Source organism: Ignavibacteriales bacterium, from assembly GCA_016214905.1.
In the GTDB taxonomy this organism is placed as follows: Bacteria; Bacteroidota; Ignavibacteria; order UBA10030; family SZUA-254; genus PNNN01.
The window spans coordinates 69,682-90,789 of the sequence record JACRMQ010000007.1; the positions used below are offsets into that span (position 1 = coordinate 69,682).

Below are 21,108 nucleotides of genomic sequence, written 5' to 3' on the forward strand. Positions count from 1 at the left end.
CTGAGATCATCCGGAGTGTTTACGCTTTAATATTAATCTCGTTAACCAATTTCCGGAAGATCGACATCGCTTCTTTTTCCCGCTCTCCCAACCGGTAGTTGAAACCTTCGAGGTATTCCTTTGTTTCGTTTGAACTCAGACCGATGGTTCTTCCATGACTGGCTCCGATTTTGTCATATTGAATCTCCGATTTGCTCAATGACGTACAGATCATTTTTTTTAATTCTTGTTTCCGCTCGGCACTCAAACTTTTTTTACATGCCCAAACGGCGAAAACGAACGGAAGTTTTTGCCAATCGTACCACTCTTTTGCAAGATCAAAAACGAGTTCGAAGCCATTCAATCCTATCTTGTTATACTTCAATGCATCATCTCCAATCAAGAGGATGGCGTCGTAATATCTGTAATCGTTAACCCCGGGATGCAGACGAACAAACTCTGTGCGAATATTATATTTCTTCTCTAAGATTACTTTTAACAGATGGACTGATGTTGCGGTATCATCTGTTATTCCAATCTTCTTTCCATTCAAACCGATCCAACCTTCTTTAGAAAAAAGCATGACACTTTTAACCTGATCTCTCGTCGCTATACACCAATCCAACAACTCAAAACTTTCTTCTTGATCAAAATAATCGATCAGCGAAAATAGTCCTGTATCAATTTGTCCTTCTTTGCTCAGCATTCCCATCCTGCGCGGTGCGACGGGAAGAATTTTGAAATCATTTTTTTCTAAATCATTATAAAACGGGACAGAATTCAAATAAGGAATTTTGCCGATAACATTTTGCGTATACGAGTTCAGCGGATTATAAAAAGCATCTCGTTCAACCGGAATCTTTCCGCCATCTGTTATTATTTTAATGAGTTTATCTTTCGCGAGCTTCATCGGACTGATTGCGCCTGCATCGTGAGCTATTCGTTCCTGCCCGACTGTTCCGTCGATATCATCCGCCCCGAAATTTAACGCAACCGATGCCACTTCTTCGGTCAACATTACCCAGTATGCTTTGATATGTGGGATATTATCGAGCATGAGTCTGGATATTGCAATTGTCTTTAAATCATCGATCGCTGAAGTAAATTGATTTTTGGGTTTAATGCCGGTATCTCCGGGTTGAAAAGCGAGCGGAATAAAACTCAGGAAGCCGGCTGTTTCATCCTGCGCTTCGCGCAGTTTGATCATATGAATCAAACGTTCCTCGATCGTTTCGATATGTCCGTAAAGCATGGTGCAATTTGTGGGAATGCCAAGTTTATGCGCAGTCTTGTGAACTTCGAGATATCCTTTTGCTCCGATCTTTTGCGGAAATAAAAGCTTACGCACACGCTCGGTAAAAATCTCTGCGCCACCACCGGGCATCGTACGTAAACCCGCAGATTGAAGTTGACTCAGAACATCTTCAATCGATAATCTGAATTTTTTATGAAAGAAGTCAATCTCGACAGCCGTATATGCTTTTACATCGGCATCGGGAAATTTATCATGAATGCTTTTAACGATATCTATGTATCGGTCCCATCGCCAATCGCGAGGCATTCCTCCGGTGATGTGAACCTCTTTTATCTCGGGTGTGATTTTTGAAAGAATTTCTTCGGTGGTCATCTCATATGCGTCCGGTTCACCTTTTTTCTTGGCGAAATCACAGAACTTGCACGAAAGAATACAAACGTTCGTATGCTCTATTTTCTGATTAAGTACGAAGTAAACCGCGTCGCCGCTTTTTTGCTGCTGAACGTAATGAGCCATTTTACCAAGGGAAATAAGATCGTTCGTATTGAAGAGGATTAATCCGTCTTCAAGCGAGAGACGTTCTGACCTGAGAATCTTTTCCCATATAGCGGTTAGTTGATTATCTTTAAACGAAATTATCATTCTACTGATTTGAAAAAAATATCATCGTAAGAGACATAAACAATCTGTTTAGAATCGGGAGACCAGCTTCCATCGGTAGTTTGCACTGCGATCTGCTGAGCGTTTCCATCAGATAAATTCATTGTATATAAATATGTTGTGTTTGAAGATCCGTATAGATAGTAACTTATTTTTTGTCCGTCGGGGGAATACCTCAGAGATGCTATCTGGGTATCGTCCGTAAAATGCAAGCGGCGGATAGTTGTCGCGGTAAAAACATTCGTCGTATAAACATCCGAATCATAGTTGAGATGTTTGGTGTAAAGAATTGTAGCTCCATCCGGTGACCAGCGGGTTGCATTAAAAAACGCAGAACTGTCGATAAGCATTTTTCCCGTACCATCGGTGTTAATAACAGCCAAGCCGTTTGTAGAATCACGAGAAAACACATATGCGAGTTGATTATTTGCAGACCAAGACACCGAGCCGGTATGTATTGAATCGGGTAGAAACAACGATGACACACCCGTTGATGCATTTACAATATTCAGTGACGGATGAAGGCGCGATCCGCGCAACGCCGAACAAACGATTTGTGAACCATCGGGCGACCAGTCTGCATCATACGTATACTTGAGCGAATCGGTTTTAATATATAAACCGATCGTATCCACTATATAAAGAGTCGACATTCTTCCGCTGTACAAAATAAATTTATCGCCAAGTGGGGACCATTTAATTCTATTCGGAGGCATTACGCGTTCATTTTTAAAAAGTTGTTTTAATTTGGTCTCACCGGTATCGGATATAAAAAGGGCATAATCCGGTGGCCGCACATTCTCCGTTACAACGTCTGACCCGCACCCCGAAGTGGCACCGATAACTTCATCATACTCGTCTTTAACTATAATGAGTGTATTGTATGAGGTCGTTGACCATTCCGCGGAGGCAACATAACGGAAGTGTTTATTCTCGCCTTTTTTTCCACACTGAGTAACGAGAAGGGCAATGGTTATAAAAAATATTATCCGTGCCGAATTTTGTTTTATTTTTTCCATATTTTATTCCATTTCTCGTCAACTCGTTTAATAATTTCTTCCTTCATTAACAACGGTTCGGGATAGCCGGGTTTCCACGTCGAATCAATTCCCATAATCCCTCTATATATAGGTGATATACCTGCAAGTTTTTGTTCGGTAAAAATAACGTCACGCTCGCAATCAAATCGCGTGAATATACCCCAAATGTAGCTTTCTTTATCGTGTATTTCGATATCTGAACTGACAATTGCGATCATCTTGATGGTTGATAATTCGGGCAATGAAACAAGTTTTTTTAGAAGTTCTTTTCCTGCAGTATCCTGGAGTTGAGAACTATTCTTGTCCAGAAAGGGATCCGCCTTCGGCGACGTGTATTGGATTGGCGCGTCAATTTTCACCAATAGTAATGTTTCATCAACTAAATTTAGATCAAGAATTCGTTTGTCACTCGCATAGAGTTTAGATCGTATAGCAGGAAGATCAAAAACTCTCCGCTCTCTGCTCTCTGCTTTGTACTTCTTCGTCGCGTCTATTATCATCTTGCTTCCTAAGTTCATCTTATAACTCGTGAAGTCGAGTGTATCAAGAGGAACTTTTGGTATCATTATGAAATCGAAATGAGGATCGAAGTTTTCTTTGATCTCACGAAGTACAGATTTCCAATCACGCACATCGACGCCTGCAGAAACAAGGACGATACATTTAGTAAGAGACAGTTGATCCGTTCCCATCATTCCGAGCGCAGCTTTAATCGCTTCTTTTTGATATCGTTGTTCAATTGAAGCAACAAGAAGATTATGAAATCCGGCTTCATAGTATGCCCAAATATCTGTTACTTCTTTGTGAATCAATTTAATCAAAGGACCGAGCATCTGCTGTGTGGCGTCGCCTAAAAATTTATCTTCCATCGGTGGTTTACCCACCACGGTCGCGGGATAAATCGGATTGCGCCGATGTGTAATCGTTTTAATTTGAAATATTGGAAATGCGGATGCGGCAGAATAATGCCCGAAATGATCACCGAACGGACCTTCCATCTTCCTGATTTTATTCGGGACAATTCCTTCCAAAACAAATTCAGTATCTGCCGGAACATCTATAGAGATCGATTTACCGCGAGTGAAATTTATTCTTCGGTTCTGTAAAAAGCCAGCGAAGAGTGCCTCATCGATACCTTCAGGTAACGCGGCAATGGTTGCGAGAGTAAGAGCGGGCGATGTTCCAAGCGCGACAGCGATCTCAAAATCTCTACCTAATTTTTCAGCGTAATGATAATGGAAACCGCCCCCTTTTTGAATTTGCCAGTGCATCCCTGTTGTAATCTTATCGAATACTTGCATGCGGTATACACCGATATTTCTTCTTCCATTCATCGGGTGATATGTGATAACTTGCCCTAACGTTAAAAAACGTCCGCCATCTTGAGGCCAGCAAATTTGAATAGGCAGCAAATCCAGATCGGGCAATTCAACAACTTCTTGAGACTGCGCGGTAAAAACTTGTTTAGGGCGTGATTGCCAAAATCTTTTTATCGTATTTTTATTGTTTAAAATTGATTGAAATGTCGGCGGAAATGCTTGTTCAAAAAAGCCTATTAACTCATCGCCGATGCTTTCCGGATGCCTGCCGAGCGCAAGTTCAATTCGTCGTGCACTTGCAAAATGATTAATAACAAGCGGATAGTTTGAATTTGTGGGATGTTCGACTAACAGAGCAGGTTTGTTTTCCAGAATAGCGCGGCGTGCGATTTCCGTTAATTCAAGAACGGGATCAATCTCGATTTCAGTTTTATGCAGTTCACCAGCATCTTTTAGCGTTTGTAAATAAGATTGTAAATCGTAAGAAGGCATCAATTTTCAAATTTGAATTGGCGATAATTATTATTGAAGCTCATCTTCGCGCCACCCCTTACCGATCTTAAAACCCAGTACTCCAAGTACGCGGTTAACGAATCCTTCTACATATTCCGAAACATTTTTCGGAACAAAATAGAGCGGTGGAGATATTGGCATCACGATAGCTCCGTCTCGTGAAAGCTTAGCGCATTGTTCAAGGGTCACCGTTGAAAGAGGTGTTTCACGCACACAAAGGATGAGTTTATATCTTTCTTTAAGGGCCACTTGCGCCGTGCGTGTGATCAGTGAATCTCCGATTCCGGATGCAATTTTTCCGATTGTGGAGGTAGAGCATGGAATGATAACGAAAGCATCGAATCGGTTCGATCCGGAAGCTATTGGCGCGGTGAGGTCGTCGTTCGAAAATTGTTTTTTCACGAAGGGTAGTAAATCATTTTCGCTCATTTTAATTTCATCTTTAATGAGAGCTTTCCCCCACTTACTTATAATAAGGAATTTATCTGCAGGGCATCTCTTTAAAAAATCTAGCGCATATATTGCACCGGAAGATCCTGTGATAGCTACAATGATTCTCATCGGGCAATAACCCCGGTTATAATCATTGCAAACACAACGAAACCGAGTCCTGCGTTGATTTTAAAGAATGCAAAATCCACATTGCGTGTACTTCTTTGTTCGAACCAAAGCAATCCTCCTGTTAAAAGAAGGAATGGTGTCGCGTACCATGTACGGATTGTGTTGAAAAAAAGAACGACTAATGCCACAAAACCGATGAAATGAAAAATTGCAGAATAGGCCAGAGCTTTTTTCTTTCCGAATCGCGAAACGAAAGAGAAAAGATTTTCTTTTTTATCGAACTCTTCATCAAGCGTCGCGTAAATTATATCAAAACCCGCACCCCAGAAAATCGTGAAGAGTGAAAGAAGAACAGCGGGAAAAATATTTTCAAAAGAGGGATTCACTGCGAACCAACCGCCTAAAGGAGCCATCGCCATGCTAACACCCACGCCAAAATGGGCGAAGGCGGTGAACCGCTTCATGTACGGATAAATAATAAATATTACAATCGGTATCGGTGAAAGAATTAAGCAAAATGTTGAAATCATCGCAGCGCATACAACGTACAGAGCAAGTCCGAAAATTAAGACAAGAATCGCTTCCGACAATTTCATTCTGCCGCTGGGAAGTTCTCTGTTTGCGGTGCGAGGATTACGGAAATCGATAGCTCTATCTATGATCCGGTTAAACGCAAAAGCCACTGTTCTAGCTCCTACAGCTGCAAGTAAAACCAGAGCAAGAATATTAAGCGGCGGAAAATTGTGCGAGCCAAGCATAACTCCGCTGTAAATTAGCGGAAGTGTGAATAAAGTATGTTCTATTTTGACAAAACTAAAAAACTTTTGCAAGAGAGGATTTCCATAATGATGAACTAAAAAATATATCGAAAAAAGGTATGGTAAACAAAAAACAGATGTGAATAGAGCCGTTTTTTTTGATTTTTTCACAAATTTTGGTTATACTTTCTATTCAATGTTTAAATTTCCAACCTAATATTTGCAATTGAAAGGAACTGCATATATGAAATTCACAATGGGGATATCCATCGTTATTATTATATTTTCGTCTATCTTCGGTTGTTCACCGAAATCGAGTGATCTCTTGGTGCTTGAAGTAGGTCAACAGAAAATATCACTCGCAGAATATGAAAATTTCTACACACGCAACAGCGGTGGATGGGAGATGGGACAAAAAAGTTCGATTGAAGAACGAGAACGGTTTTTAGACCTTCTTACAAATTACAAATTGAAACTCCAATATGCATACGATCATAATCTTTTAAATGATCCGGAAATTATTAACGAATTGCGCGAGTATAGGGCAACGCTTGCAACAACATTTTTAATCGAAAGAGAAATAACCGATCAGGGCGTTCGCAGATTGTATGATAGGCGACGTGAGGAGATCCGCGCTCAGCACATTCTGATAAAAATCACACCCGACGCGAAACCGGAAGACACTCTCCAAGCTTATTCTAAAACAATCGATTTGCTGAAACGCTTACAAGCAGGAGAAAGATTTGATTCACTTGCGCTCCAATATTCTGAAGATCCGTCGGCTAAATATAACAGCGGCGATATTTATTATTTCACCGGTGGACAAATGGTAACGCCTTTCGAGAATGCCGCTTTTAACATGAAGAAGGGAGAACTTCTTTCTTATCCTGTCCGTTCGGCATTCGGTTATCATATAATAAAAATTTTAGATCGCCAACCTGCGCGCGGATCAATCAAAGTCTCGCATATAATGACGCGCTTCCAAAAATCTGCTGCCGACTCTGCGGACACTTCTGCAGCATTGAGCAGGATAATAGATTTGCAAGACAGCATCAAAAAAGGTTGGGATTTTCATAAACTCAGTGTAAAATTATCGGAGGATGCGGGCAGCGCCCCACAGGGTGGTGATTTAGGGTGGTTCGAGAGACGCCGTTTTGTTCAACCGTTTGATGAAGCTGCATTTAAATTATCACCCGGACAAATTTCCCCGGTCATTAGAACACCTTTTGGTTACCACCTTATCAAATGCGATAGTGCTAAACCATTTCCATCGTACAAAGAATTACGTGAAGACATTAAAAAAGTTTATCAGCAACAAAGATATAACGAAGATTACAATCAGTACATCGCCAATCTTAAAAAAGATTTTGGTTTTATTCTCGATGAAACAGTGTTATCTTCTTTCATATCCGCGCTTGACACGACTAAGACAACGGAAGACAGCGCGTGGTCGGCAACCGTTCCGACTGATTTGAGATATAAACCTCTTATGACACTTAACCATAAAGGAATAACGCTCGATACCGTGATATCGATTCTTGAAAATAAACCCGAGTATCAAAATACACCGCTTAGAGAAAACGAGTTAAAAACCAAATTAAAGAAAATAACCGAAATAATTCTTTTGGAAGAAAAAACCATCGGAATGGAACAAAGATCAGCAGAATTTTCTTCTCTCATGAAAGAATATACCGACGGTATCTTACTTTATAAAGCCGAACAAATGGAAGTATGGAATAAAACTTCGGTTACCGACAGCTCACTTCGCGAATACTTCAAACTTCACTCCGATGATTTTAAATTTCCTGATCGTGTGAACCTGATTGCTCTCATTTTTGAAACCGACACGACGGCATTTCTGGTTTATGATTCATTGAAAAATGGAGCCGACTTTGCCGAGGCACAGAAAAAATATCATGAAAATCCCGCTCCGCGTTCCACGGACGGATCTCGCGGTTTACAATCGGTTGAGACTGATGAGATTACTAAGCATGCAAGAACATTGCAGATGGGCGATTTATCGGAGCCATTTGCGCTTGAAGACGGTTCTTACACCATCGTGAAGGTTGTTGGAAAGGATGATTCACGATTGAAGACTTACGAGGAAGCAGGCGCCGAAGTTTCCAATGCTTATCAGGAATTTTTATCCAAACAATTGGAAAAACAATGGCTCGACTCTATAAAGTCGCGCTATCCGGTGAAGCAGTATAAAGAAACACTTGTTAAAGCTTTTACTAATCCTCCACAGGATAAATGATTCGGATACTTTGCATACTCTTACTCGCGCTTGCAATTCCAATAGGGTGTCAGCGTGAAAAACCCGATGTTGTTTTGGCGCGGGTCGGAGATGCAGTATTAACCGAACAAAATGTTCGGAAACATCTTAACGATTTCAAGTCGATAACTGAAACCGAGTTGCGGCAGTATATTCAGAGATGGATTAACGAAGAGCTTTTGTATCAGGAAGCTTGCAGAAAAGGAATAGATAAAACGGAAGATTACACGGAACAACTCGAGTTGATCAAGCGACAGATCGCGGGTCAACAATTATTGGAGAAAGAAATATATTCCGATACTTCCACGATATCAGACAGTGCGACGCAAAATTATTTTGAAAATCATAAAGAAGAATTTCCGATTCGGGAAGATGTCGTAAAATTACAGATTGCGCATTTTGACGATAGAGATGTTGCCGCGTTTTTTGCGGCCACCCTCGCGCGGGGTGTATCTTGGGATAGTGCCGTAACGGTTGTTAATGAAGATGCCGGCAAGAAAAACTTCCTGATTAAGGCAACTCTTCCGGCCTATTATACCGCGCACACATTATTTCCGGAAGAACTGTGGAAAGTTGCAGCAACACTCAGCCCAAATGATATTTCTTTTCCGATAAAAATATCGGACCGTTATGCAATCATCACTTTACTTGAGAGAAAACGTAAAGACGATACACCGACATATGAAGTAGTGCGGAACGAAGTCAGGGAACGACTCAATATTGAAAAACGAAAATACAAGTACTCAGAATTACTCGATTCTTTACGCAAACGGTACCGGGTGGAAATAAATCTCAATAAAAATCAATTTTCTATAAATCAACAATAAAATAATTTCCATGATTAATAAAACAATTCGCTTTTCAATACTGTTTTTCATAGCGTATCTATTCATGCTAACCTATTCAGTTGCACAACCGACGGTTGTCGACCGCATTGTTGCCGTGGTTGGTAAAGAACCGATACTTTTATCCGACTTAAATGCACAGATAGAATTATTCGTATTTACAAACCGCGTAGATCCGAACATGCCGGGTTTACGCGAACAGGTTCTGGATGCTTTGATGAACGAAAAACTAATTCTCGCTAAAGCACTCGATGATACAAATGTAGTTGTAACGATAGACGAGGTGAATAACGAGTTAGACGCTCAAATTGCGCAGCGCGTTCAACAACTCGGATCAGAAAAAAAAGTTGAAGAGGCATTTGGAATGCCGCTCGCCCGATTGAAACGTGAATACCGCGACGGTATGAGGAAGCAGATTTTGTCTTCGAAACTCTGGGAGATGAAAAAAATGAACATAACTGCGTCCCGCAGAGAAGTGGAAGAATTCTTTACTCAATTCAAAGACAGCTTGCCCAAAGCACAGGAAGAAGTAGAATTGTACCACATATTCATTGTTCCTAAAGTCAGCAATACCTCAAAAAATTTATTAAAAGCGCAAGCTCAAAATATTTTAGATTCCATCTCGAACGGAGGAGATTTTGCTGATTTTGCAAAACGCTACTCCGATGATCCCGGCACCAAAGCGCTTGGTGGAGACCTTGGATTTGTGAGAAGAGGTGAATTTTTTGCCGAGTTTGAAGAATCTGTATTCTCGTTAAAAGATAAAGAGCTTTCCCAAATCGTTGAAACCCCGATTGGTTTCCATATAATTCAACTTCTCGAGCGACGGGGTGAGCAGGTTCACCCGCGTCATATATTGTTCAAATTCAAGCGCGATGTTTCTGAAGCGGATTCAACTATCGCATTTCTGAAATCTTTAAAAGACAGCGCAAGTAAAGGAGCGAATTTTTCTGATCTTGCCAAACGTTATTCCGAGGACAAAGAGTCTGCTTCGCTCGGCGGATTTTTAGGAAGAATCCCGATCGCACAGCTTGATCGAACAATGTCGGATGTGTTGAAGAATATGAAAGAAAAAGAAATCAGCGAACCGTTTGAGTATGTTTCTGAAAAAGCGCGTGGTTATCAAATCGTTTATCTAAAAAAACTTGTCGCGGAGCATACCTTAAATCTCAGTGACGACTGGTCTCGACTTGAACAACTTGCTACTTCATATAAAAGAAATGCCGAATATCAAAAATGGATTCAAGAACTTCGCTCTGAAATTTATTGGGATGTACGATTAAACGGAAATTAAATTGAAAACACAAAAAGAAATACAACAACTCACCGACGTTGAAGCGGTCAACGCGCTTAAAAAATCTTTCGATGAAATCAAAAATGAAATCGCCAAGGCGATCGTCGGTCAAAATCAAATAGTCGAGCAACTTATCATCTCTCTTCTTGCCCGCGGACACTGTTTGCTTGTTGGCGTTCCCGGGTTGGCTAAAACGCTTTTGATTAAAACTCTCGCGGAAGTACTTGACTTGAGATTCAGCCGCATCCAGTTTACACCTGATCTGATGCCAAGCGATATAACCGGTACGGAAGTAATAGAAGACGATCGCGCTACAGGTTCAAAATCATTTCGGTTTGTAAAAGGTCCGGTTTTTGCAAACATTCTTCTAGCTGATGAAATTAACCGCACTCCTCCGAAAACTCAGGCAGCTTTGCTCGAAGCGATGCAGGAACATCATGTAACTGCCGCCGGACAAAAATTTCTTTTAGAAGAACCTTTTTTCGTACTGGCAACACAAAATCCGATTGAGCAAGAAGGAACTTATCCCTTGCCGGAAGCTCAACTCGATCGTTTCATGTTCAATCTCTGGCTCGATTATCCGACTATGCAAGAAGAGGTTCAGATAGTACAATCGACAACCAGCATCTATCTACCTTCGCTCATACATATTTTGAATCGAGATGAAATTCTGTTCTTTCAGGAATTGGTGCGGCGAGTTCCTGTTGCCCAAAATGTTCTTGAATATGCGGTGAACGTTGTTACTAAAACCAGACCCGCCGAACCTGCATCTCCTCAGTTTATAAAAGATTGGCTGCGCTGGGGTGCCGGACCAAGAGCGTCGCAGTACTTAATACTCGGCGCAAAGACACGCGCGATCTTAGATGGCAGGCACACACCGGATATTGAAGACGTTCGGAAAGTTGTCGCTCCCGTACTTCGGCACCGTATAGTTCCGAATTTTAATGCTGAAGCTGAAAGTGTAACTCCTATACAAATTATTGAAAAATTACTTCAAGCGGTTTAACAGAGATTTCTGTAATATGTCGCAACACCTTCTCAGGTATATTTTTCTATTTGGAATTATTCTCCTGATATTGACTGCAAATGCTTTCGGTCAGAAAGAAAAATATTGGGTTTTCTTCACGAATAAGGGGTACTCAACTCAATCTACCGGATTGCTTCAAAAAGACTCACGAGAAAATGAAATCGTTGAATCGTATCTCGATAAGCACGCCCTGGCGCGCAGAGCAAAAACATTACCTGCCGGTCATTTAACAGATGCAGCAGACATTCCTATTTATGAACCATATATAAAATCTATTGAACAAGCGGGAGGTATTCTTGCACGCCAAAGCAGATGGCTAAATGCGGCAAGTTTTTATCTTTCATTGACTCTAAAAAATGAAATCCTAAAACTTCCGTTCGTTCAGAAAGTTCAACCGGTAATAATATTCCGTGGAAAATCTATTCAACAAAAAATTAGCGATGCTCAATCGGAGATAATGAAACAACAATCTTTTGATTACGGCAGATCGGCGGCGCAGTTGAATGTTATAAACGTACCGCCTTTACATACACTCGGCTTAACAGGCAAAGGTGTTCGTATCGGATTGTTAGACAGTGGTTTCAGATGGAAAACTCATGAGGCATTAAGTTCCCGCAAAATAATCGCAGAACATGATTTTATTTTCAACGATAACAATACAGCGAACGAAAAGAACGACAGCAACAATCAGGATGCGCACGGAACGCTCACATTTTCTATCATTGCAGGTTACCAGCTGGGTAAACTTATCGGTGCTTCTTTCGACTCGGAATTTCTTTTAGGAAAAACTGAATACATTCCAAGCGAGACAATTCAAGAAGAAGATAACTGGGTTGCCGGAATTGAATGGATGGAATCGTTGGGCGTTGATATTATCAGCAGTTCGGTTGGTTACGATATTTTTGATGATGGAACAGGTTATTACTGGGCGAACGGTGATTTTAACGGCAGAACATCACTTGTAGCTCGTGCTGCGGTTCGCGCCACGCAATTCGGCGTACTCGTATGTACATCAATGGGTAACGAAGGAAATGGAAACGGCACCGAGGGAACTTTATTAACACCGGCAGATGCAGACAGCATTATTTCAGTAGGTGGTGTTGAGTTCGATAAAAATAACAATTTACATTTATGGCAATCAAGCTCAACCGGACCAACAAACGATGGAAGAATTAAACCCGATGCTGTTGCTCTCGCAGTTGGTGTATACCACGCCACAGTTCCGGGACCCGCAACATACGGATCATCACAAGGTAACTCAGTGTCAACACCGCTTGTTGCGGGTGCAGCGGCATTGATTCTTTCTGCCAGGCCGGAATTAACGCCGATTCAAATTCGCAACGCGATTCGTGAAACCGCCAGACATGTGGACACTCTTAACTATCCTTCTTTCCCGAACAATTTTCTTGGATGGGGATTGGTAGATGCTTTCCGCGCGGCAACATATTATGGACCGATTTTCTCTAATGAACCATCAGTTATTACACGCTCAGGAAAGAGTATCGTTTCTGTTCACGCAATCTCATCATACGGTTTGAATCCGGACAGTGTATTAATTCATTTTACTGATGGTAGTAAGGCCGATCGTACATTAACGATGGTGCTCGACTCATCCGCATATTTTTCTACTTCGGGAAAATACATTATCGAAATTCCCGAAGAACAATTAGGCACAGCGATCAAGTTTTATATAACCGCCGTAGACAGTGCCGGAAAATCTTTTCAAACTCCTGCTCCTTCGCAAGATCGGTTTTGGTGGATTTATTATGGAATTCCCGGATTACAATCGGAACCTCAAATCGTCAGAACGATTTCGCTTCAGCAGAATTTTCCAAATCCGTTTTACTCGGCTCAAAGTTTTCCGGGTGGATGGATCCCCGGTAATATTACCGTAATTCCTTTCGAGTTAACGAAAACAGAAAAAGTGATCATAAAAATTTATAATATGCTCGGCGAAGAAATAGATGAAGTAGCAAACGGTATATACGGCGCGGGCCGCAATTCGGTTGTCTGGAATGCGGCACGATTTCCCTCGGGTATTTATTTTTACAGATTGTCTACTTCTGCCATGAGCACTACAAAAAAAATGGTATTTTTGCGATAAACGAATGATCCCGGCCAACATCTCACTTGCTATTAACGGAAACATTTTAGTTTTAATCATCGCGCTCATCGTTGCGGTCGCAGCCGGTTTCTTCTTTTATCGCTACACACTTCCACGTGTTCCTTTAAGCAGCCGGATCTTATTTTCCATGTTAAGATCGTTATCATTAATCTGTTTGATCCTCATGCTATTTCAACCGACGCTTCGCTTCAACACATCAAGTAATCAACTCCCGACAGTAGCGATATTAGTCGATGCTTCTCAAAGCATGACTCTGAGCGATAATAGTGGAAGCAGGTCTGAAATAATTTTGCAATACTTGCAAAGCGATGCGCTCAATGGTTTTCCGAATAATGTTCAGTTGAAATATTATTCATTTTCTTCAACGCTTCGCTCGATTCCTGACATCTTAAAAAATCCCATTTCATTTTCAGGAGAGGTAACCGATATCGCCTCAAGTATTTTGATGCTGAAAGATTCTTTGCTTACTCAAAATATTTCGGCAGTCGTTCTGATCACAGATGGAAATTATACCGAGGGAAAAAATCCGATCTATACAGCGGAAGAAATATCTATACCCGTTTTTACGGTTGGGGTAGGCGACACAACCGAGAAAAAAGATCTGGTTGTCTTACGTGCTATTACAAACAATATCACATACGCCAATACGAAAACACCCGTCGATATACGGATAAAATGTTCCGGTTATTTGGACGAGAATGTGGATGTTGTACTATCGGAAGGATCGAAGATCTTAAACCGCACAACCATTACACTTGAAAAGAACAAAAGAGAATATCCGGTCCGCTTATATTTTGAACCTGAAAATGAGGGAATAAAAAAATTAACGGTAAAAATATCTAAATTGCCGGGCGAGTTTACCGACAAAAATAATTCACAATCTTTTTTTGTTAAAGTTTTGAGGAGCAAAATACGCGTGTTGATGATTGCCGGCGCGCCAAGCCCGGATGTTTCGGCGATCCGTCAATCCCTGAATGAAAACGATCATTTCCGGGTTGATGCAATTATTCAAAAATCATCGGATGAATATTATGATTCACCAAAACTTAATCAACTTCTCGATAGCGCAGATTGCATGGTGTCGGTCGGATATCCCCAAGCCGCAACATCCCAAAAATTACTGGCACAAGTTGCCGCCGCGATTGAAAAGCGACGTGTACCGCTGCTATTTATCAATGCAAAAAACATTGATTACACAAAATTATCAGGCATAGCGGAATATCTGCCGTTTTCCTGGATGTTAGTAAATAACAATGAAATATTCATCCGCGGCGTTGTACCTGAGAAAGTAAAAAAGCATACGCTCATTTCTTTGGGAAGCGGAATTGATTATGAATCGTGGCAGAAGATGCCTCCGGTTTATAAAACTAAAACAATCTTCAAAGCAAAACCGGAATCGGAAACGATTCTTTCTTGTGAAAACCCGGATATTCAAAATAGTGAACCGCTTATAGGAATCAGGAATATTAACCATCATAAAGTTATCGGTATAACCGGTTACGGATTATGGCGATGGAAATTACTATCGCAATATGATGAGCGCACCGAAAAATTATTTTCATTATTTTTAAACAACTCTGTCAGATGGCTTACCACACCCGACGATAATAAGAAAGTTCGTGTAGTCCCGGTAAAAGAATTTCATACGACATCCGAACCGGTTGAATTTACGGCTGAGGTTTATGATGACCAACTAAGACCGGTGGAAAATGCGAGCGTTATCGTCCGACTGCATCAAGGTGATGAGACGACGCTTAGCTACGTCGGAAACGGTCGATATGAAGGTTCTTTTGAGAATCTCGGAAGCGGAGATTATTCTTATATCGGAATCGCCGCGAATAACGATTATCAGATTGGGACCGATAGCGGAAAATTTGCGGTTGGGCAAACCAACGCGGAATACATCGAAATAAAAATGAACAAATCTCTTCTTCAGCAAATTGCATTCAGAACTAACGGCAGTTACAACGATATCGAGCAAGTAGAACAGCTTTCATCTGAAATTTCTGAAAAAGTAATATTTGAATCGAAAGAAATAATAAAGACAGATGAAATTGAGTTGTGGAATTGGAAATATTTAGCCGGTTTAATAATCATTCTGTTCGCGTTGGAATGGTTCCTTCGTAAGCGGAGCGGGATGATTTGAAAAATGATACTCTATTCGCATTAGAATATTTTTTGAGATATTAAAATCTTATTCGGTATTAAATACGATTATTTTTACAATTATTTTGATCAAAGAATCAAAATAATTCCTTTTTCAAAAATTGTCCCGTGTACGATTTATTATTCTTTGCCACATCTTCCGGTGTGCCTTGTGCGATGATATAGCCGCCTTCATCTCCCCCTTCGGGTCCGAGATCAATAATCCAATCGGCAGTTTTTATTACATCCATGTTATGCTCTATTACAAGAACGGTATTTCCTTTGTCTACAAGTTTATTCAGCACCGAGAGCAGCATGCGAATATCTTCAAAATGCAATCCAGTCGTAGGTTCATCGAGAATGTAAAATGTTTTTCCCGTCCCGATTTTTGAAAGCTCGGTAGAAAGTTTAACGCGCTGCGCTTCTCCGCCGGAAAGTGTTGTTGCCTGCTGACCAAGGCGGATGTAACCAAGCCCAACATCAAATAATGTTTGGAGCTTCCTCTGAATGCGTGGATTATCTTTGAAAAATTCGAGCGCATCTTCAACTGTCATATTGAGCAGATCAGCGATCGATTTTTCCTTATATAAAATTTCAAGCGTTTCCCTGTTATAACGTTTTCCACCACAAACATCACAAAGAACGTAGACATCGGGCAGGAAGTTCATTTCTATCTTTCTTACACCGTCGCCTTCACATTCTTCACATCTTCCACCTTTTACATTGAAGCTGAATCGTCCCTGTTTATAACCGCGCATTTTTGCTTCTGGCAGTTGAGTAAATAAATCTCTTATGAATGTGAACAATCCGGTGTAAGTTGCCGGATTAGACCGTGGTGTTCTGCCTATCGGCGATTGATCTATATCTATAACTTTATCTATATGCTGAAGACCTTCGATTGATTTATGCGGTAGCGGAACATCTTTCGAGTGATAAAATTTCCTGGCAAGAATTCTATAAAGAGTGTCGGTGATCAAAGAGGATTTTCCCGAGCCGCTTACACCGGTAACGCATACGAATTTACCAAGCGGAACATGAAGATCAATAGATTGCAAATTGTTACCGTTGCAATTTTTAAGTTGAATATTTTTACCATTCCCATTACGACGTATTTGAGGGACTTCAATTTTTTCTTTGCCGGAAATATAAAGCGCTGTCAGCGACTTTGTACTTTTACCTCTACTTCCATTTTTTACTTTTGAAATTTTATTTTTGAATTGATTTGGCTTCCCCACCGTAACCACATGTCCCCCATGCTCTCCTGCGCCCGGTCCTAAATCAACAACATAATCTGCGCTCAAGATCATCTCTTTATCATGCTCAACAACAATTACTGTGTTACCCAAATCGCGGAGCTCTTTCAAGCTGTTAATCAATTTGATGTTATCACGCTGGTGTAAACCGATACTCGGTTCGTCCAGTATGTAAAGGACGCCGACAAGCTGTGTGCCGATTTGAGTCGCAAGACGTATGCGCTGAGCCTCACCACCGGACAAAGTGCGCGCGGAGCGGTCTAACGACAGATAATCCAAACCGACGTTAAGCAAAAATTTTAGCCGCTGGTTTATTTCTTTCAATATTTGATGAGCTATCTCTTTCTGTCGTTCGGTGAGCGAAAGGTTCGAAAAAAAATCTAACGCTTTTTTGATCGAAAAATTTACCGCCGTCTGGATTGTAGTCTCTTTTTTCGTTTTCAAATCGATTAGCTTGATTGCCAAACTTTCCTTCCGCAACCGCCCGCCTTTGCATTCATGGCATGGTGTGGTGTTCATATAAGCTTCAATCCATTGTCTCATGCCTTCTGATGAGGTTTCATCCCAGTAATGTTGAAGCGTTTTAATGATGCCGCTATATCGCTGTTTGTACGTTACCGATCTGCCTGAAGGGTGAGTATATATAATTTCTAATTTTTCGTCACCGGTCCCATTCAATAATAATTCAATATTTTCTTTGGAGATATTTTTAATGGGAATGTCAAGATCGATATTGTATTTCTTTGCAACCGCTCTCACCTGACTCCACAACCATGTTTCGCGCGGCTTACCGATTGGAGCTAATCCCGACTGATTAATAGACAGGTTGCTATCCGGCATAATCAAACGTATGTCGAATTCTCTTGTCTCACCAAGTCCGCTGCAAGTTGGGCACGAACCGTAAGGTGAATTGAACGAGAAAGAATTCGGCGCGGGCTCATCGTAGCTAATGCCGCATTCGATGCATGCAAGATGCTGACTGTAAAGATGATCTGCTCCATCGGCATCGATGATTACGAGTCCTGAACCCATTTGTAGAGCGGTTTCAATAGACCCGGCTATGCGGGATCGCATATCTGAATTTGTGAAGAGACGGTCTACAACTATTTCGATATTATGAATTTTATATCTGCCCGTCTGCATTCCTTTGGTGATTTCTTTGATCTCACCATCAATACGAACGCGAAGAAAGCCGTCTCGCAGAATTTCTTCGAACAACTCTTTATAATGCCCTTTGCGGCCCCGAACAACCGGCGCGAGAATTTGAATCTTTGTCCCCGATTTGTAACTCATGACCGAATCGATAATCTGATCGACAGATTGTTTTTGTACGATTTTACCGCACTTATAACAATGCTGTACACCCACTCGGGCAAAAAGAAGCCGGAGGTAATCATAAATTTCTGTAACAGTTCCAACGGTTGAGCGGGGATTATGCGAAACGGTTTTTTGCTCGATCGAGATTGCTGGACTGAGTCCATCGATGTAATCGACGTCGGGGCGTTCCATCACACCTAAGAACTGCCTTGCGTACGCGGACAGAGATTCAACATAGCGGCGCTGTCCCTCGGCATAGATCGTATCGAAAGCAAGCGATGATTTGCCAGAGCCGGAGAGTCCGGTTATCACAATGAGTTGATCGCGCGGCATCTCAACATCTATGTTCTTGAGATTGTGAACACGCGCCCCTTTAATTATTAATTTATCTTGTTCCAAATGAATAAAAAATGATTTGCTAAAAAATGATTAAAATAAAGTATAAAATGATGAAGAGAAATACAAAGGTTCAGCGCGGTTCGGCTGTGGTAAATTCCAATGTGAATGGGACTAGCGGTTTGCCTGATACCGATCTGATGGATGATGTCAGATTAATTGTGTACTTGGTTGATGATGCGAACGGCTCGGACTGATTGAACAATATTTTATATGATTTGCCATTGGTTCCCCAAAAATAATACTTGATGGGCGGCTCTATGATGATTCCATTTTTAATGGATGAAGTGTCGATTGGGGCTGTAAGCGAAAAAGATATTTGTCCCAACGTGATTGGAATATCCGTCGTTCCATTTTTAATAGATGTTGACGACACTCTATAAGGAATAGTCGTGAATGTCGATTTAAATTCTGTGGCAAGATAGTTACCAAACTTGTCGTGAGCGGAAGGATGTATGATGATATTATACTGAGTGTCGGCTTCTAATCGAATGTTCGCAGCTATGGAAGCTACTATTCGAAAATCTGAACTCAAAGACCACTTTAATGCAATCGGTGGTGTAATAACTATTGATGAAAAAATTGATGAGTCAATTTGACTATTAAAAGTTACACTGATTTTTGGTGTAACACTGGTATTAATCGACATATTCTTTGGTGTAACAGTGCGAACTCGAAAATATGGTTCGGGCGAGAATGTTGCCGAATATGGCGCCATCAAATGATTGTTATAAATATCACTCGCATCTGTTCCAATCCGAATTATGTAAGAGGCGCCCACTTTCCACACAACCGGATTACCCAATGAATCAGCAGCGCTAAAGGTTATAATGTCTCCTCCAACAGTTGAAAAATTCAATGTGTCCGGCGAAATCATTCCATCAGACGCGGGGAAGGTAATTGCTTTTCGAAGAGAAGTTAAATCCATTATTTTATTGAAACGTATTTGAAATAGATTGTAATTGTCGTAAGGACCACGACTATTATTGGAAGGATATGTATAAATCACTCTTGGATGTGTGAACAAATCGGCAAGAGTTTCATATCCTTTTCCATCGTAACCTTTCGATCCTGCAGGACCTTCAGATTCTTTGCAAGAACTTATAAATAAGAAAGCGACCGCACAAAACACGGCAGCCCAGATTTGCGTTAATTGCTTATGAGGAGGAATGATCATCGATTCTCAATATCCTGTGGTAAAGGAAAATATATACGGTTCAACAAGATGTTTGCCTGATTTGGTCCCAAGCGTTGTCGAAAGAGTTACCGTGTATTTTGTCGAAGCGGTGTATACTGACGTTGGAATAAAAGCAATATTAATTCCCCCCATTATGAAATATCCCTCTAGCGATGGCGAAATGCTAAAAGCCCCTCTAACTGTATTTGTGTCTATAATTCCATTTAATCCTATTGAGATCAACTGCAATGGTGAGACATTTGTTGACCCGTTTTCAGGATATGCTGTTGTAGCGCGAAATGGTTCGGTGTAAAAAGTAGAAGTAAAAATGTTTTGCAGTTTGTTTCCCCGTTTATCCATTGCTAAACTATCGATGCTGAGATAATATATTGTACCCGGCTCTAATAGTTGCAGGTGGTTAAATGATGTTTGAGTTGAATCGCTATAATAATTAATAAACCAATCGCCTACTAACGGTGGCGAAATATGTATGTGCGGAAATATCGATGAATCAACAGCACTATTAAAATAGATATCGAAAGAGGAGGAAACATTCACGTTGGATGCAGATGAAGGCGGATTTATGTTTTTTACGCGAAACATTGGCTCCGGTAAAAAAGTCATAATATATCTCTGCATCATAGTGTTGCCGTTAATATCTCTCGCGCCCGGCCTTATTTTGAGAGAACATACCTGACCGATATTCCATCGATTACTATAATTCTGGCCAAGGGAATCAACTGCGTTGAAGGTATAAACATCGCCGCCTATGGTTCGGAAACTGTTGGTGTCAGCGAAAATATTTCCAATCGATGAATAAAGTTTGACGTTTCTCCGAATCGAATTGTGATCCATTATTTTATTGAAACGCAGCATAATGGTGGAATTGAAATCCGTGTAAGGTCCAACGCTGTTTGCCGGCGGATTAGTATAAATAACACTTGGCTGAACAGAAGGATCTGTCAACGATTCTATCGAATTATTACCAGAATGACCCGCAGGTCCTTCGGGACCCTTACAACTAAATGTTATAAAAACAGTTATTCCCAGAAAGAAGATAATATGCTGCTTCATAAATTTTCTTTTAATGATAATATGCAAAGTACCAAATGGTAAAGTGAAATGCAAAAGATTAGAGCTGTATGATTCACTAACATCTCGCCAATCCT

At 40.9% G+C, this 21,108-nt stretch carries 14 protein-coding genes; 6 read left to right on the forward strand and 8 right to left on the reverse strand.

Translation table 11 applies throughout. The annotated features are described in order from the left end of the window. Positions 1–19: 19 nt before the first annotated feature. Genes mqnE through HZB59_07615 form a run of 5 tightly spaced genes read right to left on the reverse strand, consistent with a single transcriptional unit; the run spans position 20 to position 6,157 of the window. A complete protein-coding gene (gene mqnE / locus HZB59_07595) occupies positions 20–1,876 on the reverse strand; it encodes an aminofutalosine synthase MqnE (GenBank protein ID MBI5021280.1) in 1,857 nt (618 codons plus the stop codon). Beyond that, positions 1,873–2,913, reverse strand: a complete 1,041-nt coding sequence (locus HZB59_07600) for a PD40 domain-containing protein (protein ID MBI5021281.1) — start codon at positions 2,911–2,913, stop codon at positions 1,873–1,875. The genes mqnE and HZB59_07600 overlap by 4 nt, the downstream gene beginning before the upstream one ends. Then, on the reverse strand, positions 2,901–4,745 hold the full coding sequence (locus tag HZB59_07605) for a UbiD family decarboxylase (protein ID MBI5021282.1): 1,845 nt from the start codon (positions 4,743–4,745) through the stop codon (positions 2,901–2,903). Before HZB59_07605 ends, HZB59_07600 begins: the two co-directional genes overlap by 13 nt. Before the next feature lie 30 nt (positions 4,746–4,775). Continuing rightward, complete coding sequence (locus HZB59_07610; protein MBI5021283.1) at positions 4,776–5,327, reverse strand: UbiX family flavin prenyltransferase; 552 nt, start codon at positions 5,325–5,327, stop codon at positions 4,776–4,778. Continuing rightward, positions 5,324–6,157, reverse strand: coding sequence for a UbiA family prenyltransferase (locus HZB59_07615; protein MBI5021284.1), 834 nt, complete (start codon positions 6,155–6,157; stop codon positions 5,324–5,326). Before HZB59_07615 ends, HZB59_07610 begins: the two co-directional genes overlap by 4 nt. 172 nt (positions 6,158–6,329) lie before the next feature. On the opposite strand from HZB59_07615, the gene HZB59_07620 reads away from it, so the two are divergent. Genes HZB59_07620 through HZB59_07645 form a run of 6 tightly spaced genes read left to right on the forward strand, consistent with a single transcriptional unit; the run spans position 6,330 to position 15,797 of the window. Then, positions 6,330–8,342: a peptidylprolyl isomerase gene (locus HZB59_07620; GenBank protein MBI5021285.1), complete on the forward strand. Its 2,013-nt coding sequence runs from the start codon at positions 6,330–6,332 to the stop codon at positions 8,340–8,342. Beyond that, positions 8,339–9,187, forward strand: coding sequence for a peptidyl-prolyl cis-trans isomerase (locus HZB59_07625; protein MBI5021286.1), 849 nt, complete (start codon positions 8,339–8,341; stop codon positions 9,185–9,187). Before HZB59_07620 ends, HZB59_07625 begins: the two co-directional genes overlap by 4 nt. 10 nt (positions 9,188–9,197) lie before the next feature. Then, entirely contained in the window at positions 9,198–10,499 is a 1,302-nt protein-coding gene (locus tag HZB59_07630; GenBank protein ID MBI5021287.1) for a peptidylprolyl isomerase, read from the forward strand. Between the two features lie 19 nt (positions 10,500–10,518). Beyond that, positions 10,519–11,505: an AAA family ATPase gene (locus HZB59_07635; protein MBI5021288.1), complete on the forward strand. Its 987-nt coding sequence runs from the start codon at positions 10,519–10,521 to the stop codon at positions 11,503–11,505. 16 nt (positions 11,506–11,521) lie between these two features. Then, the gene (locus HZB59_07640; GenBank protein MBI5021289.1) at positions 11,522–13,630 is read left to right on the forward strand and encodes a S8 family peptidase; all 2,109 of its coding nucleotides are present in this window, start codon (positions 11,522–11,524) and stop codon (positions 13,628–13,630) included. A gap of 4 nt (positions 13,631–13,634) precedes the next feature. Further along, positions 13,635–15,797, forward strand: a complete 2,163-nt coding sequence (locus HZB59_07645; GenBank protein ID MBI5021290.1) for a hypothetical protein — start codon at positions 13,635–13,637, stop codon at positions 15,795–15,797. Positions 15,798–15,894: 97 nt separating this feature from the next. Here the strand turns inward: HZB59_07645 and uvrA are convergent, their stop codons facing one another. The 3 genes from uvrA to HZB59_07660 form a co-directional block, all read right to left on the reverse strand. Further along, positions 15,895–18,765, reverse strand: coding sequence for an excinuclease ABC subunit UvrA (gene uvrA / locus HZB59_07650; GenBank protein MBI5021291.1), 2,871 nt, complete (start codon positions 18,763–18,765; stop codon positions 15,895–15,897). 70 nt (positions 18,766–18,835) lie between these two features. After that, the gene (locus HZB59_07655; GenBank protein MBI5021292.1) at positions 18,836–19,939 is read right to left on the reverse strand and encodes an Ig-like domain-containing protein; all 1,104 of its coding nucleotides are present in this window, start codon (positions 19,937–19,939) and stop codon (positions 18,836–18,838) included. 6 nt (positions 19,940–19,945) lie between these two features. Beyond that, a complete protein-coding gene (locus tag HZB59_07660) occupies positions 19,946–21,013 on the reverse strand; it encodes an Ig-like domain-containing protein (GenBank protein MBI5021293.1) in 1,068 nt (355 codons plus the stop codon). Positions 21,014–21,108: the final 95 nt, after the last annotated feature.

Coding starts and splice junctions, on each gene's coding strand:
- mqnE (MBI5021280.1), bottom strand. CDS start 1,876: ATGATAATTTCGTTTAAAGATAATCAACTAACCGCTATATGGGAAAAG.
- HZB59_07600 (MBI5021281.1), bottom strand. CDS start 2,913: ATGGAAAAAATAAAACAAAATTCGGCACGGATAATATTTTTTATAACC.
- HZB59_07605 (MBI5021282.1), bottom strand. CDS start 4,745: ATGCCTTCTTACGATTTACAATCTTATTTACAAACGCTAAAAGATGCT.
- HZB59_07610 (MBI5021283.1), bottom strand. CDS start 5,327: ATGAGAATCATTGTAGCTATCACAGGATCTTCCGGTGCAATATATGCG.
- HZB59_07620 (MBI5021285.1), top strand. CDS start 6,330: ATGAAATTCACAATGGGGATATCCATCGTTATTATTATATTTTCGTCT.
- HZB59_07625 (MBI5021286.1), top strand. CDS start 8,339: ATGATTCGGATACTTTGCATACTCTTACTCGCGCTTGCAATTCCAATA.
- HZB59_07630 (MBI5021287.1), top strand. CDS start 9,198: ATGATTAATAAAACAATTCGCTTTTCAATACTGTTTTTCATAGCGTAT.
- HZB59_07640 (MBI5021289.1), top strand. CDS start 11,522: ATGTCGCAACACCTTCTCAGGTATATTTTTCTATTTGGAATTATTCTC.
- HZB59_07645 (MBI5021290.1), top strand. CDS start 13,635: ATGATCCCGGCCAACATCTCACTTGCTATTAACGGAAACATTTTAGTT.
- HZB59_07655 (MBI5021292.1), bottom strand. CDS start 19,939: ATGATCATTCCTCCTCATAAGCAATTAACGCAAATCTGGGCTGCCGTG.
- HZB59_07660 (MBI5021293.1), bottom strand. CDS start 21,013: ATGAAGCAGCATATTATCTTCTTTCTGGGAATAACTGTTTTTATAACA.